Here is a 15,706-nt window from a genome sequence, read left to right as displayed (position 1 = left end):
TAAAAAAAGAGCCAGCCATTACTGACTAGCTCCTTTGCTTAATGACGTTACCTAGCAATGCTATTTGTTTGCTCGCCGCTCATACATTTCGCTATGAAGCTCTTTGGCTGCCTTCACCATGGGCTCATAGGGGGTATCAGTCACAGTAACAAAGCCTACGTTGTAATTTTCACCATCATAGGATCGACCAGTAACTGGAGAGTCCATATACTGAAACCAGTGAGCGCCAATAAAATAAGGATTATCAACAACTGTTTGCATATATTCTTTATACATTTTCGCCCGATCTTGTTGATTGCCCGCATGCACCAAACCAGGGTGAAATAAACCTGATTCGGTTGTGCCTACATGGAACTCACCAATAATACTGGGTTTATCCAATTCTTCTAAAAATTTCCACTTACTTCCGGTCAACCCTTCCTTATAGAAGTTATAACTCACCACATCAGCATATTTTGCAGAAGCCTTAACAACATCTTTAGGCATACCCCAATCCGCAAAGCGTACCCCCAAATACATATGATTAGGTAAATACTGGCTCAGAGCACCCTCTACAATTCTGAAATATTCTTCCGCGTAATGGGTAAACAGCAGGCTAAAGTCGGCCAACTGAACATCATTGTTAATGCCTGTTTTAATCCCTTTTTGGAATTCATCCCAAGAGGCTAAAGAGAGCCCCCAAGCGCTATTCAAGGCGTCGATAGTCGAATACTTTTCTTTCATCAATTGTGTGAATCGATTTTTGGTGGGCGATTCAGCCCCATCGCGCGTCAGCGTATTTAACACAATGCCATATTCAGACTCTTTGGATTCTGAACGCCCCCAGCTTTTTTCATTATCTATAAATACACCGACACACCAGGGACTGTTATTGACGTCCTCAGAAATTGCCTTAGCGGTTACCAGAGCCCGCTCTTTGAATAGAGGGTCGAATGGATCTGGTAAGCCGCCCCAGAAATCATTACCGCTGGAAACCTTTTTAAAGTTTCCAATAATCCAACCATTGGCAAAATAAGGAATGCGTTGATTGTTATAAAATTTTGGATCTGTCCAGTTACCCAAAGAGGTAAATCCCCAATTTAACATGCGATCAACAGTCACCTTTTCCCACTGTCGGAGGTAAGATTCAGGTTCAGTTTCGCCGTATTTACGTTCTAAATTGGCGCTGTAGAAACTGAATGCTTCGCCTTTTTTCAGCGGGCCTGAGTGAGCGTCGCGGTTATAATCATAGTGATTACCTAATGGATCACTATGCTCAGGCAACCACTCAAACATATCAGCACGAGTTTTAGAAACCAGATGACGGGTTTTTTGTGCAGCTTCAGAGATGAGAATCTTTCCTTTCGAGTCTTCCGGCGTTAGGTCATCGGCACTACGCTGTTCAATGGTGGATGGATCGTAATCGTACCCAGTCATAGTATAGGCGTTGGCCAAGCGTATAATGTCCAATCCAGTGGCAAAGTAGAGATAACCCTCCGGATCAACCAACCACCACTTTCCATCGACTTTCTTGGGATAGAAAAACCCCCTAGCCTCTTGTTTGGGTCCTTTTTTCCACCCACCAAAAGTCGAGCGATCAGCCAAGGATTCACCATCTTTTAAATCCTTTAACTCATTCGCAGTTACCTCTGCTAATTGTGCATCTGAATGAATTTTACCCGGGAAATCAATTTTCGCTGACTGACCATATTTGTCGACTATCTTTGTTAGAAAGGCCGTGTTCATAGGGGGATTTTTTATAACGCGAATGTTATCTAATATCACCTCTTTGTCATGTAGCGCATACTGCACGCTCAATGCAATTTGTTTGATGGATGATACATCCAGGTTCATTACGCCCCACATCCATATAAACTGAACATCGTCGCCCTCCCATGTTGGTGGATTACCGCGCAAGCCTGATGCGGCATTTAACTCCACCTTTGAGTCGGGATTAGCGCTGACCATATCATGGCCACTTAGCTTGGCGTAATATACCCGGCTCGTACCAGCTGGAACATTGACGCTGCGTGTGAAACTGTTACCTGCAGTATCGGCGGCATCTAAAAAAAGCTGCACCGAATGCTCACCCTGATTTCGAATGTCGAAAGCCAAGCTAATCTCGCCCAGCTCACTCCAATCCCAAACGAATTCCTTTGGATTGATTAATATACTGGTGTACTCGTGCGCGGATGAATTAAAATTTACTTTAAGGGCTGAGGATACTTGCCCATTGACTGCAGTTGTTTTAACCAAAGCACCGGTAGAATTATAAAAGCTGATCTCAGCCGGTAACTCAGCACTTTCAAAATCGAATAATAATTTGCCTTCTACATCACTTGAGGATGTGGATACCTGATGTTCCAATTGATTTTTCGCTTGAGCCTCCGTTGCCTTATCCTCGCATGCCACCAGCAATAGCAAAGCAACACAAAGCCCCACCCGCGGAAAGAATAATGAAAAAGACTTATGTACCCTGATGCTCAAACCCATGAAAGCCACCTATTTTCTCGCTTATATAATAAATAGTTATAGTTAATGACACATCTACATCAAATGCTATTCGCGCAATGCAAACCCATTGCGCCACTTTGTTAACATTAGACAATATACACCAAGGACAAACATTATCAAACCGTATGGTTACAGACAGTAGCAAAGGGCAGCTCATGTCAAATAAATGACATTATTAAGTCCAGGAGTGATATTTTTAAAAAATTAACTTGTTATAGTAAAACAATAGGAGAGCTACTAACGGAAATATACGGGATGAATAACCATATTAGACTCTAGCTTGCACAAGAGTGGTTTTATACTTTTTAGGGGTAACTCCAAATTGCTTTTTAAACTGGGCAATGAAATGCGATGGGCTGGAAAAGCTAAGCTCGTAACTTATATCGGTAACCGAAAAATTACTCTGACTCAATAGACGCGCCGCACTATATAAGCGGTGCTTAACATTGTAATCAGAATAATTACAGCGGAACACGCTCTTGAACAATCGTGAGAAGTAAGCAGGTGATAGGCAACATAAAGCAGCAGCCTGTTCTAAAGAAAGATTAACGCATTGATTATGCCTAAAAAGATTAACAACAGGCGTGAGCTTAGCGTAGCTTGCGGATTTTACAATAACCTCATAATGCGGTGGCTTGACTGGCTCTGCCCGCTCCGCCACCCAACATAGCAATAAACGCAGTAACGCATTACTACGATCACTAGAAGGGGACAATTGATAGCTATCCAATAGCCATCGTGTCATTGTTTGAATGGCTTCGGCGTCTTCACGCTGCAAGCGAAGGTGCATCCCCCCTTTAAAAAAGGCATCAGCCTGCACGAGGCCGGGATCAAGTAAAACCGATGGTAAAAACTGGATGATGTACCAGGATTTGGCACGATTAGATAACTCAAAATCGTGAGTCTCCAAGGCCGGAGTAAAAACAAGGTCTTGATCTTGCAATATGGATTTTCCCTGACTATAAAAAAAAGCCCCATCAATCGTATCGAAAACAATGAGTTCATGAACCTCGTGAAAATGCATAAAACAGGAATAAGGGGAGTCTTTAGAGTAAACCACATGGTGAACCTCAAACTCATAACCTTTTTGTATGCAAAACGGTTCACAATATACGTTATTTTTGTTCATGCTCATTTTCCGATATTTAACATACTTAGTACAAAGATTCTGTCATGTTATCCGTAGATGGATTTTCAACTGAGGTAGTTTAAATAGTCTATATCACTTTTTGGCAGACGCCTTGCCTGTAAATGCAAGTGTCATCAACCCAGCAATCAAATACACCAGGAGAAAAGCTACTAATGATCAATTCTAAAGCGATTATTTCTAATGGCAAGGGAGACTTCCGCTTAACAACTATTGAGGTGGGCGAACCAGCCAAAGGTGAAGTCCACGTTAAATTAAAGGCCTCCGGAATTTGCCACACGGATTTAGATTCCATTAACAATTGGAACAAACACTTTATCGTGGGCCATGAAGGAGCGGGGATTGTTGTCTCAGTGGGTGAGGGTGTAACTAAAGTACAGGCTGGCGATAAGGTGATTCTAAACTGGGCGATTCCCTGCGGACGCTGTTTCCAGTGTCGCGAAGGCAATGCGCATATTTGTGAAATCAATTCCCCTGTATGCGGTTCTGGCTTATGCGGCCACGCTCACCCAGAGGCAAGCTGCCATCATGGATCCCCCATTGAAAGATCTTTTCATTTGGGAACCATGTCTGAGCACACGATAGTTAAGGAATCCGCTGTTGTGAAAATCAATTGCGATATACCCTACACCACTGCCTCCATCATCGGTTGTGGTGTTATGACAGGCTGGGGCTCGGTTGTTAATGCCGCTCGGGTTAAAGCGGGCTCCTCAGTTGCTGTTATCGGCTGCGGCGGTGTCGGACTGAATGTAATTCAAGCGGCTAGATTATCGGGAGCAGCGAAAATTATAGCCATTGACATTAGCAACGAACGTATCGAGCAAGCCAAAACGTTTGGCGCCACACATGGAGTGGTCGCTGCACGAGATGACATACATTTTGATACTGTAGCAGTCGCGGTGAAAGAAATAAACAATGGCCGTGGAGCTGATTATGCTTTTGAATGTACAGCTGTTCCCGCGCTTGGGTCGGCGCCACTTAAGTTAATTCGCAGCGCCGGTATAGCCGTTCAGGTAAGCGGCATAGAACAACATATTGACTTCGATTGTGAGCTTTTTGAGTGGGACAAGATTTATATCAATCCCCTTTACGGGATGTGCAATCCCGATCGTGATTTCCCGCGGATTATGGATCTTTATTCGTCTAAAAAGTTGAAATTGGATGAACTGGTAACCAGGACCTATTCTTTAGAGAATGTCGCTCAAGGATTTGATGATTTGATCAATGGCCGAATCGCCAAAGGCGTCATAATCTTTGACGACGAGGTATAGCATTAATGGCTATCATTAGAATTGAGAAATCCAACCCCTTATATACTCCTTTCCACTTTCAGCATCTCTCAGTGCAGAGTTCTCATATTAAAAGACGTTGCGACATCAGTGTATTTAATGCACATTCACAAGGTAGAGATTTGCCAATTGTAATTTTGTTGCATGGTGTTTATGGCAATCATTGGGTTTGGTCAGGCTTGGGCGGTGTCCACGAAGCCTACCTTCAGCAGTATAATCAAAGCGGCTTAACTGAAATGATTCTGGTTATGCCCTCCGATGGTGGCTTTTATGCCGGCTCGGCTTATCTACCATTAACCAATGGTGAAGACTATGAAAGGTGGATTGTAGAGGACGTTATCAATGCGGTTCTAGCTTCTAATCCATCCGCTTCGTCTACATCCAATATTTATATCGCTGGTTTATCGATGGGTGGCTATGGTGCTTTGCGTTTAGGGGCTAAATATTCCAATAGATTCAAAGGTATATCGGCACATTCAGCAATAACAAACATTCAGGAAATGTCGCACTTTGTCGGAGAAGATTTATCGATTTATAGAACTCATTCTCCGCATGAAGGCGATATATTGTATTGGTTGAAAGTCAACAAAACGCAGCTTCCTCCGATTCGCTTTGATTGTGGAACTGAAGATATCCTTTATCCAGGCAACCTTGCCTTCGATGAACACTTGAAACAACTCGGCATTAATGCCCATTTAGAACCATTGCCTGGCGCCCACTCTTGGGATTATTGGCATCAACACATCACCAAGACCTTCGCTTTTTTTGATACGATCGAAAGAACGTTTGAATAGCGTTCTATGGTAGCGAGACAAAACCATACAGGACACCATCCATGTCAATCGGCGAACCTAAAAAGATCATTGTTCTCGGCGGAGGAACCGCCGGCTGGGTGACAGGTGCTGTTTTATCAAAAAATTGGCAGACCCATGGTTACAAGATTGAAGTAGTTGATACAATAGATATCCCATCGATAGGCGTAGGTGAAGCAAGTATTCCGACCATTTACGACCTCTTAAATTATCTTGAGTTAAGCGACCAAGATCTGATTAAACATTGCCAGGCAACCTTTAAATACGGCATTCAATTCGAAAATTGGTCCAAACCAGGCGAATCCTATATGCATAGTTTTGGCAATATGGGACACAACTTCGGACAAACCGAATTTTTTAAGATTTGGTTAAGTACCGCTAGATACTTTAAGAAGCCCGAACTCACACCTTTTATTCCTTCTGCAGTCGCGGCCTATTCAAATAAATTTTCACGAGGTGCAGCGGCACCAGAAAAAACAAGCGGTCTTTTCTATCCCTTAAGCAGCCTACTTTATGCCCTCCATTTTGATGCATCACTGCTGGCTCGCTTGCTTCGAGAAAAAGCCTTACACAATGGTGCATCACACGTTTCAAAGCACATAGTGAATATTGAGACGGATGTGAGTGGAATAACAGCGCTCATTGCCGAAGACGGAGAAAGACTCTGCGCTGATTTTTATGTAGATTGCTCAGGCATAGATGGCGCTCTGAATAAACAAGCATTAAATGCAGATTTTGAGAATTGGCAAGCCTACCTGCCTTGTGACACCGCTATTGCAGTGCAAACCAAGTTGAATAGCACACCTCGCTTGTATACCCGCTCTATAGCACACGCAGCAGGATGGCGTTGGGAAATTCAACTTCAGAACCGCACCGGTAACGGAATTGTGTATTGCTCCAAAAATATGGACTACGATACAGCTAAGCAACATTTATTAGATGATGTTGAAGGCGAGCTTTTAACTACACCGCGCAAAATAGAATTTACGACCGGGAGACTGTCATCGCCTTGGATGTTCAATAGTGTGGCTATAGGTTTATCCGCTGGCTTTCTGGAACCACTGGAATCCACTAGTATCCATCTAATTATCGCCTATGCGAGAAAGTTGCGAGATAGCATCGACAACAAGGAACTAAATGATATCGGCAGAGAGAAATTTAATCAGTCTTGGTGTGCCGAAACTGACGGAATACGTGATTTTTTAATGTTACATTACATTTGCAACCAACGCGATAATGATTTCTTTTGGAAAGAACGGAAACTGGGAGTGCGTCCCGCATCGTTAAACATGTTGATTGAGGAGTTTTCTGAAACCGGCTGGATATCTCCACCCAACAGCACTATCTTTGGGACTGATAGCTGGCTGGAAGTATTGATCGGCCAAAATTTTTTTCGCGATTATACAAAGTTTTCTATGCCTGCAGAAAAAGCATCTGTCTATATTCAATTTTTACAGAACGTATCATACGCTATAAGAAGTGAGGTAAGTAAAATCCCTGATTCACACCAGACAATATTGGATACCCTACGATCAACAACGTATCGTTAGCACTTTACCCCGCCAAAAACATCTAAACATCTAGAATTATCTCAGGACGAAACAGCAAAATTAAGACCCAGTAACCGCGCCAGAGAATGTTCCATACCTGCCTTGTTCCGACTTTCTACATCAAATGGGCTAGCGCCGGCCCGCATAATCTCCAAAGCTTCCTTTTGCGACATATGATTTAATGCGCAACGCTCAAAAAAATCTACAATTGTATCCAGTGGCACTTTAGTCAATTCATGTGAGCTAGCTTTTCTAAGTTGATCATCTGGTGGAAATATCCCCATGCCGCTTAACAAATATAGCCAGGAATTTACTTTGTAATGGCGATTAAGACCGGTATTCTGTAACACCACACTGATATTCTCCCCATTCAACCAAGCTTCCATCAAAAGCTTAAGCCGAGGCGAAATTTCACTACGACGACAGGCCTTCCAGTACGGAGTATCTTCACGATCAGAGGTCAGATAATGCGCGTGAATATACTCTTTCACATTATCAAATGCCTCACCTATTTCTTTATTGAAGTGCTCTGCATATTGATTAGTGTAACCACCCGCTTTATATAATTTAACGAAACGAACAATTGTTAATTGAACAAGCGCCAATGCGGTCGCTTCTAAGGGTTCTAAAAAACCTTGCGAAAGACCAACTGCCAGAGAGTTTCTATTCCACATTGCCTTAACTCGACCAACCCGCATTTTTAGATGCCGGACCTCACCTTCTTCATCCTCCATCTTCAAATGGGTGCGCAACTCAGCCTCTGCCTCTGAATCACTACAAAAAGCTGAGCTGTACACGTAACCATTTCCCACGCGATTTTGCAGAGGAATCCGCCAGGCCCAGCCATTGTTTAATGCAGTAGATAAAGTTTTCGTTGAGATAACCTCTTCAACTGGGGTTACCAATGTGATAGCTCGATCATTAAATAAAGTGTCATTATAAGAAATAAAGGGCGTGTTGAGCGCTTTGCCAGTAATTAGCGACGCGAACCCACTGCAATCTATAAAAAAATCACCATCGAGTATTGCTCCATCTTCGAACAAAAGATGTGAAATATCGCCGTCCATATTTAATACCACGTTTTCCACATGTGCACTTTTCCAAACCACGCCACGCTTAATGGATTTTTCTTTTAAAAAATTTCCCAGCATCCCCGCATCAAAATGGTAGCCATACTGAACTTCAAATGGGAAAGAGTATGGGGTAATTGGACAAAGTGAATCGGACGCCAAGTAATAAGAATAGCTAAATATATTAGGATGCGCATGCACATGTTTACCTGCACGCCTCAATCCAGAATTGTATATAAGTGCTTTGATATGATCTCTATCGAAATGGGAAAAAAAAGGATGGAAATATTCCCGAAATCCATTCTTTGTCGACCAATTTTTAAAAGAAATTCCCGATTTAAATGTTGCTTGGCAAGCTGGTATCCATTCCCTTTCATTAATCCCGATAGCATCCATAAACGCTTTTAATGCAGGTGTAGAGCCCTCACCCACACCAATAATCCCGGTTTTATCGGACTCAACAAGCGTAATTGAACAATCCTGAAAAGCTCGTTGGAATAGCATCGCAGTCATCCAGCCAGCCGTTCCGCCACCCACTATTACAAATCGTTTAGATATCAAAACAGTATGCCTATAGATTATTTATTCTATGATTTAACGCACGCGTTTGAAGAAGCATAGTATCGCACTACAAAGAGGCTGCACCTGCAAACAAAAAAAGCGCCTTGAGATTAACTCCCAACGCGCTTAATTTTAACACATTAAAAAACTATCGCTTTCTACATTTATCCACTAGTTAGAATTCCGCACGAATACCTACACGGAAAGTCCTGCCAACAGTATATTCATCAAGGGTACGACTGGTAGTCGCATCGCCATTAATCGCCGAACCTTCATCAAAGGTGATGGGATTACCATCGGCGTCGGGGAGTACGAGAGTCCGACTAGTGAAATAAGTGCGCACCGGTGAATCCGTTATGTTAGCCACATTAAATTGCAAGCTAACAGATTCCGTCAGCGCATAGTCAGCAGAGAAATCTAAACTTTCCCGACCTTCTCTCCAGCGCGAACCACCGGCAAATGCTGCTTGTTCCAGCACATCACTTGAGCCCGACCAAGCAAGACGCATCTGATGACCACCTTGAGACCAATAAATAGTCGCATTATAGGACTCTCGCGGTGCACCTGGGATCACCTCGCCCGATTCTTCATACTCGCCTTTTTGGTAGGTAAAGTTCATGGATGTACCAAGGCCAGACCAAAATCCGGGCAGGAAGTCATAGTTTTGAACATAGTTCAATTCGATGCCTTTAACTGTTGCCTTTGCCGCATTGATGTTTTGAGTAACCGTATAGAGATTGCAGAGATAATCAGGGTTAGATCCGTAGACCAATTCAGGTGTGCCGGACAATGCATCTTCACCTTGCATACGACGTGGCATACAAGCATCCAAGTCAGCACCTGACAACAGCAACGGTATTTCTCCCACACCCTCAACAGAGTATATTGCGTTAGCGCTATCGTATGTGGTGCCCTCAGGATTGGCCGCCGTTTTGCGCAAATCCCCAATATACGAAGTGAAATCTTCAACCTCTATGAGATTTTTGATATCTTTTGTGAAAACGTTTGCTGAAAGCAGCCCGGAATCATCAAAGTACCACTCGAGCGAAAGATCCAAGTTAGTGGACTGAAGCGGATCAATTTTCGCAGAGTATAGTTGAACCGTTGAATCCGGACGCAAACCAACACCTGAGCCAAAAATATTTCCCTCAATCGTGCGAACTCCGGCACGCAAATCATCAATGGGCGGGCGAGCCATTGTTTTAGACGCAGCAAAACGAGCGATCAATGTATCCGTTGCCGCAAAGCTGACATTCAGACTGGGAAGCGTAATATCATAAGTATGAGTATCGGTAGTAGCCACTGAATTACGACTACGATCATACGAAACCAAGTTGCCACTCTCAGTAGTTTGTCGCATGCCATTTTCATCAAATGGGTAGGTCAAATCAGTAGAAATGTCGGCATAACGAATGAGATTACGCTCAAAGAACGAAGCGGGTATAACGCCTTGCTCGAGTATGGGGTCGTAGCATAGTCCATTATTGGTCGCAGCAATCGGTGTATCATCCCCATAGAAAAACGGAGTGCCATTGGTATTGAAGCCAGTCCCATCCACACGCGCCCAACGATTGCGCTCAGTGAAATTTACAAGATCGTAATTTGTTCCCAAAGTAGTATCAGTACTGCCGTTTTGTGGCTGCCAGAAAATCGAGTCCGTGCCATAATCCAAAGGACTCGGTGTTTCAGCCAGGGCCGGACATTGAATACCGTCAACTCCGATCTCACGCATTCTGTGCAAGCGAATGGGGTCGATAACCCTTCCACCATTGGCGTTTGTCGTGCCGAAAACAGTACCTGCATACCCAAAAGTTTCTACTTCTGTACGAACGTGACGCAAACCGATATCACCTTTTAAGCGATCATCAATGAAAGAGAAATTTGTTTTTAGATATATAGCCACATTATCAAACTCAGCGCCGCGCGTCTGGGTATTATCAATAGTGAATGATCTATCTCCTTGAGTCACCGCATTCAAAGCAGCCACCGGATCAAATCGAAGCCAACCATCAGTAATGTTGTCTTCAGGATAACCCAAGCCACTCATAAATCCGTCAGCGGAAACCCTTCCATCTGCAAAATTCGTTACCTGGATGAGGTTGATAGCGCTTGCATCTATTAGTAACGTCTCACCTGTGAAAGGACTAATGCTCGGCACACGCTCGTCACTCGGGCGCGGGGTGCCCGATTGGTTATCAACAAATTTCTCCCGATGTGTGTATTTTGCTCCGAACTCCACTGTTGTAAGACCAAACGTATCGATATCAAAGTCAAAGTCAACGTAGGCTGTTTCTTGCTTATCACTAACTTCAGTCACTGTTGACTGAATCCAACTCAGCGTATGATTTTCAAGAACATCTGGGTCAAAACCGGATGTACCGATATTATCCCAAAGATCATTCAGGCTTGGATCAAGGTCTACTATAGCTCCCAAGGAAGCCGGCTCCGTATAGCCCCCATTCAAGCGGCACTCACCGCTGGAGCAGTCATATCCCGCAGGGTTAAGAATATCTGCGGGCACGTGATGCAAATTCCACGGCCCCACCACTCGGCTCGTGTTTGCTGTTAGATAGATATTGTTTTCGGGGGTCTGCTCAGACTCATTAGCAGATATACCCGCAACCATGCGCAACCGATCTGAAAAATCGTGATTGAGCTCAAGAGCATAAAGCGAATTCTTAGTTTCGTAATTGTTAACCGATGCTTCAATGGAGCCGATGCTTCCACGATTTAGCATCGTTGTCCAAGTACGTGTGTTTGGATCAAGAACATGCCAATTTTGTTGCGGATCAGTCCATTGCAGCTGATCGTTATCGGTAGGATCTCCACCAGCTGTTCCCCCGAGTTCAACCGGATTTGAATCATAGAAAGTGGTACGATTTAAAAAGGGACCGCCAAGCCCCAGACCTTGTTGCGCGGCACCATCAATGAAGTTACTCATGCGAGATGTCTGCACAAACACGCCATCGGAGCGATTCTCAACATCTGTTGTACTGTGGTTTACTGATAAGGTGATGTCAGTGGTGTCGCTCATTTGCCACTGAACGGAAAGGTCAACGCCTTGACGTTTACGTGTATTCTCGTGAAGCTGGTATCCCACCTGCCCAGGAGCAAGCCCTTGAACAATTGATTGATTGTGAGGCGCCCCACCATGAGTCCAAAACAACGGGTTGGTATAAGGATCTACAGGTTGAGCATCAGCAAAGGTCGGCGCACGACCTGCAGCTGCGGCAGAAGCGGCATCTGCTGCAATCGCATTTGTGTTTGCATAAATAGTACCAGTACTTGAATCAGTATAGACGTTCGAGCCAAATGCATTAAAATCCTGTGCGTGGTACTGCTCACGACTCAGCTTATTCTGCTCATCGTTAACAGTCACAAGCACGCCTATCGTGTCATCTGCAAATTTATGAGAAAACGTACCCACAAATTTGTGGTCAAATTCATCAGATTGATCATCAAGCCCGCCCTGCAATGAAACCGTACGAACATTCTCGTTAATATCCAATGGTTTTCGAGTCGTTAGATTTACAAGTCCGCCTAAAGACCCCTCTTCATCGTCAGCTGATGGAGTCTTGATTACTTCAATTTTTGAAAGAATGTCTGCAGAATAAGCGGATAGATCTACTCCTTGCGAGAATCCTGTAGAACCCAGGGTTGTGCCATTCATCGTAACAACGGTCTGATCTGCGTTTGCACCACGGATAGAGACAGTTGTTCCCTCACCATCAGAGGTATTCATACTCACCCCTGAAACACGGTTCAATGCTTCAGCAATATTCTGGTCAGTCGATTTACCGATATCTTCAGCGTTAATCGTATCAACAATTTTGCCTGCCTCACGTTTATCGTCGACAGACCGCTTTATTGAGCTACGGATACCCGTAACCAGAACTTCTTCTATAACCTGATCTTGCTGCTCAGCATCCGCTTCTTGCTGCGCGTAGACAGCACCACTATTTACTGCACATATTGCCGCTGATAACGCCGTAAGTCTAAGGCGGTGAGTGATGTTTGACATCGTGAAGCCCCCATGTAAAGTATTTATTTTTATTTATGTCGTCCACGTCCTAATGACGAACACAAAACCTAAGTTTTAACGCCATTTACAATACTACTCGGACATCTTTAATTGTCAATAATATATTGTAGATTGTTAGCAATTTTAAAAGAGAGGTTGGCGGTGTGAAAAAAAGTAACACAACTGCTCCGCGCTACCACCATGATTGAGAAACAGCCAATCTACAGATAAAAAAAAGGGCACCCAAAGGCGCCCCAAAACATAACAGCAAGCATATAAAAATCTATTCGGCAAAACCATTAGGATTACGTAATTGCCAGCGCCAAGTATCTATCATCATACGTTCAATATTATACTCGGCCGTCCACCCCAACTGCTCTCTCGCCAAGGAAACATCCGCATAACAACTGGAAATGTCGCCAGGGCGCCGCCCACCAATCGTGTAGGGTATTGATTTACCACAAGCCCGCTCAAATGCCCTTAGCATCTCTAACACAGAATAGCCTGTGCCAGTTCCCAGGTTATATACCGCGCAGCCTCGCTTTTGCTGGACCAATCCTTTGAGAGCAGCTACATGTCCACGCGCCAAATCCACCACATGTATGTAATCACGCACACCAGTGCCATCAGATGTCGCATAATCGTTACCATATATTGTGAGCGCTTCGCGTTTACCTACAGCCACTTGAGCGATATAAGGAATCAAATTATTAGGTATGCCTTTAGGGTCCTCTCCTATTAACCCCGATTCATGAGCACCGGCAGGATTAAAATAACGCAAAATTGAAAAGTTCCACTGGTTGCCCGATGCTTTAGCCATATCACGCATTATATCCTCAACCATAAGCTTACTACGGCCATACGGATTAGTGGCAGACAAAGAAAAGGACTCCTTGATTGGCAACGAAATGGGATCACCATATACCGTCGCCGAAGAACTAAAAACAAAATCAAATACCGAACATTCCTCCATGACCTCCAGCAAAGATAAGCTGCCTGCTACATTATTGCGGTAATATTTGATGGGAATTTGGACGGATTCACCTACAGCTTTCAAACCTGCAAAATGCATAACACAGCTTATTGCATAATTCTCGAAAATTCGATGCAAAGCTGACTTGTCATTGATATCTATTTGAAAAAAATCTGGCTTAACGCCCGTAAGCTTTTCAATTCTGGTAAGCGATTCCATCTTACCATTTGATAAATTATCTACCACAATGGGAAAATAGCCACTATTAATCAATTCTATGCAAACATGGCTACCTATGTACCCCACCCCACCAGTCACCAAAACATTCCCAACGTACGATTTCATCACGGATCCTATGTAGAAAGAACTTTCGAAAAGCATCATTCAATACAAAGTATTTCAAGAACATTACCATCAATATCCTTATAGAATAAATTTCCGCTAATGGACTCCACCTGAAATATCTCTTTCTCTTCGATTAATCTATCGATAATAGAAAGTATCATTCTTTCTTTGATGCATAATCTAATATGCTTTTTTCCACCACTAACACCCTGAGCGCCAGCCAATTTTATCGCGACATCACCCATGGTTATAAAAAAGCTGCTTTCACCGGAGCTATCTTTTAACGCTCTCACACGAGCAGAAAATAAACGCTGATATCGATCAGCTGATTCAGCAGGATTTGCTACATATAATAATTGCCACTGCATGAACAACTCCAAAGTCGAATCATCATAGCAATTCAGGATTTATTATGAATCGTTCATAATCTTTTCCTAACGAATCTATTAATGGGTTATCGAACCTGAAAATTTTCCTCTTACTCAGTTTAGCGAACCTGACGGCTTCGCCATAATATTCATCCCACAATTTCCTAACAGAGCCAGATTGATACGCAATGAGCAAACCTTTTTCAATTCGTTCAGCCAATTTCTTATTATCCTTATTTACAAAAAAGAATTTTGGCAAGGGATAATAAATACATATATTTTCATCGTAATTTAAATACTCAACGTCCTGGTTTTTTCTCCATTCTCTTTCCAACTCATTGGCACCTATCAAGAAAATGTCGCCGCGATCATTCGCCGCCATATAAAATAAGCCTTTGACATTTCCGCCCTCAACCACTTTAAATCCGATTTTTCTTAAAATCTCACCATCTAACCATCCGCGGCCTTGTATGATTTTAAGGCGTAGTAACTCTTCTAGGCTTTCAATTGCAGCTATTTTTCGTTTGGAGTCAGGAGAAACAAACCCAATGCGATAACCAGTCACACCCAAATCCACTGGAAACTCGACACCGCGTAATTTTTCAATGATTTCATTGGATGCAGAATCTTTATATACAAAATTTTCAAATTGATTATCTTCCGCATAAACACGTAGGCGCGAGTAAGTAGGGACGTCCCCCCGAGGCAAATCCTTAATTTCATACTCACCGTATTCAGCCTTTGTGGCATCGAGCGCAAGGCGCAACAGATGGTATTCATAAATTTCCTCTTTAGGAACTATCTCTCCCGAGCCGAAAGTGATAACTGTCGGGGTTCCGGCAAATACGTTCATAGCAAACATCGCAGCAATTAATATTATTATACGCAAAATAAACCACCTCAATTTTGTCAACAATTTACATGTTAGCTCTAATATCCATAGGTTGCAATGTCAGAATAGGAGCTGTTAATGCATACTTAGCCGGAAATAAAATTAAGAGAAGACAACGCTGAAATAGAAGATATATAAAAAAAGCGCTACGAAATTTGTTATCGCAGCGCAAAGGGAAATTTCAT

The 15,706-nt window shown here is 43.2% G+C and carries 10 protein-coding genes; 3 read left to right on the top strand and 7 right to left on the bottom strand.

Features of this window, described 5'->3' with window-relative positions; all coding sequences use genetic code 11:
• Positions 1-60: 60 nt before the first annotated feature.
• Together ACSV5M_RS18880 and ACSV5M_RS18875 are read right to left on the bottom strand one after the other, a co-directional pair.
• Positions 61-2,472: a beta-galactosidase gene (locus ACSV5M_RS18880; protein WP_439178128.1), complete on the bottom strand. Its 2,412-nt coding sequence runs from the start codon at positions 2,470-2,472 to the stop codon at positions 61-63.
• Between the two features lie 289 nt (positions 2,473-2,761).
• A complete protein-coding gene (locus ACSV5M_RS18875) occupies positions 2,762-3,622 on the bottom strand; it encodes a helix-turn-helix transcriptional regulator (RefSeq protein WP_439178126.1) in 861 nt (286 codons plus the stop codon).
• A gap of 173 nt (positions 3,623-3,795) precedes the next feature.
• Here ACSV5M_RS18875 and ACSV5M_RS18870 point away from each other — a divergent pair, with 173 nt between their 5' ends.
• The 3 genes from ACSV5M_RS18870 to ACSV5M_RS18860 are packed head-to-tail and all read left to right on the top strand — an operon-like array spanning position 3,796 to position 7,291.
• Positions 3,796-4,911, top strand: a complete 1,116-nt coding sequence (locus ACSV5M_RS18870; RefSeq protein ID WP_439178124.1) for a Zn-dependent alcohol dehydrogenase — start codon at positions 3,796-3,798, stop codon at positions 4,909-4,911.
• Positions 4,912-4,916: 5 nt separating this feature from the next.
• Positions 4,917-5,723: an alpha/beta hydrolase gene (locus ACSV5M_RS18865; RefSeq protein ID WP_439178123.1), complete on the top strand. Its 807-nt coding sequence runs from the start codon at positions 4,917-4,919 to the stop codon at positions 5,721-5,723.
• Between the two features lie 41 nt (positions 5,724-5,764).
• Positions 5,765-7,291, top strand: coding sequence for a tryptophan halogenase family protein (locus ACSV5M_RS18860; RefSeq protein ID WP_439178122.1), 1,527 nt, complete (start codon positions 5,765-5,767; stop codon positions 7,289-7,291).
• Positions 7,292-7,332: 41 nt separating this feature from the next.
• On the opposite strand, the gene ACSV5M_RS18855 is transcribed toward ACSV5M_RS18860, so the two are convergent.
• The 5 genes from ACSV5M_RS18855 to ACSV5M_RS18835 form a co-directional block, all read right to left on the bottom strand.
• The gene (locus ACSV5M_RS18855) at positions 7,333-8,898 is read right to left on the bottom strand and encodes a tryptophan halogenase family protein (RefSeq protein ID WP_439178121.1); all 1,566 of its coding nucleotides are present in this window, start codon (positions 8,896-8,898) and stop codon (positions 7,333-7,335) included.
• 199 nt (positions 8,899-9,097) lie between these two features.
• A complete protein-coding gene (locus tag ACSV5M_RS18850; RefSeq protein ID WP_439178119.1) occupies positions 9,098-12,943 on the bottom strand; it encodes a TonB-dependent receptor in 3,846 nt (1,281 codons plus the stop codon).
• Positions 12,944-13,226: 283 nt separating this feature from the next.
• Positions 13,227-14,261 carry a UDP-glucose 4-epimerase GalE gene (galE, locus tag ACSV5M_RS18845; RefSeq protein ID WP_439178117.1) on the bottom strand — a complete coding sequence of 345 codons (1,035 nt, stop codon included), beginning with the start codon at positions 14,259-14,261 and terminating at the stop codon, positions 13,227-13,229.
• A 35-nt stretch (positions 14,262-14,296) separates the two neighbouring features.
• Positions 14,297-14,629, bottom strand: coding sequence for a hypothetical protein (locus ACSV5M_RS18840; protein WP_439178116.1), 333 nt, complete (start codon positions 14,627-14,629; stop codon positions 14,297-14,299).
• A 22-nt stretch (positions 14,630-14,651) separates the two neighbouring features.
• Positions 14,652-15,482 (bottom strand): hypothetical protein, encoded by an 831-nt coding sequence (locus tag ACSV5M_RS18835; protein WP_439178115.1) that lies wholly within the window; start codon positions 15,480-15,482, stop codon positions 14,652-14,654.
• Between the last annotated feature and the right edge of the window lie 224 nt (positions 15,483-15,706).

The sequence above is a fragment of the Cellvibrio sp. ARAG 10.3 genome (assembly GCF_051846955.1).
Taxonomy (GTDB): domain Bacteria; phylum Pseudomonadota; class Gammaproteobacteria; order Pseudomonadales; family Cellvibrionaceae; genus Cellvibrio.
Note: the sequence above shows the minus strand (reverse complement) of the source record. Positions and strands in the feature narration are given on the sequence as shown.

Bases quoted from the DNA above. Each gene is read 5' to 3' on its own strand.
- ACSV5M_RS18880 (WP_439178128.1), bottom strand. From the start codon at position 2,472: ATGGGTTTGAGCATCAGGGTACATAAGTCTTTTTCATTATTCTTTCCG.
- ACSV5M_RS18875 (WP_439178126.1), bottom strand. From the start codon at position 3,622: ATGAACAAAAATAACGTATATTGTGAACCGTTTTGCATACAAAAAGGT.
- ACSV5M_RS18870 (WP_439178124.1), top strand. From the start codon at position 3,796: ATGATCAATTCTAAAGCGATTATTTCTAATGGCAAGGGAGACTTCCGC.
- ACSV5M_RS18865 (WP_439178123.1), top strand. From the start codon at position 4,917: ATGGCTATCATTAGAATTGAGAAATCCAACCCCTTATATACTCCTTTC.
- ACSV5M_RS18860 (WP_439178122.1), top strand. From the start codon at position 5,765: ATGTCAATCGGCGAACCTAAAAAGATCATTGTTCTCGGCGGAGGAACC.
- ACSV5M_RS18850 (WP_439178119.1), bottom strand. From the start codon at position 12,943: ATGTCAAACATCACTCACCGCCTTAGACTTACGGCGTTATCAGCGGCA.
- galE (WP_439178117.1), bottom strand. From the start codon at position 14,261: ATGAAATCGTACGTTGGGAATGTTTTGGTGACTGGTGGGGTGGGGTAC.
- ACSV5M_RS18840 (WP_439178116.1), bottom strand. From the start codon at position 14,629: ATGCAGTGGCAATTATTATATGTAGCAAATCCTGCTGAATCAGCTGAT.
- ACSV5M_RS18835 (WP_439178115.1), bottom strand. From the start codon at position 15,482: ATGAACGTATTTGCCGGAACCCCGACAGTTATCACTTTCGGCTCGGGA.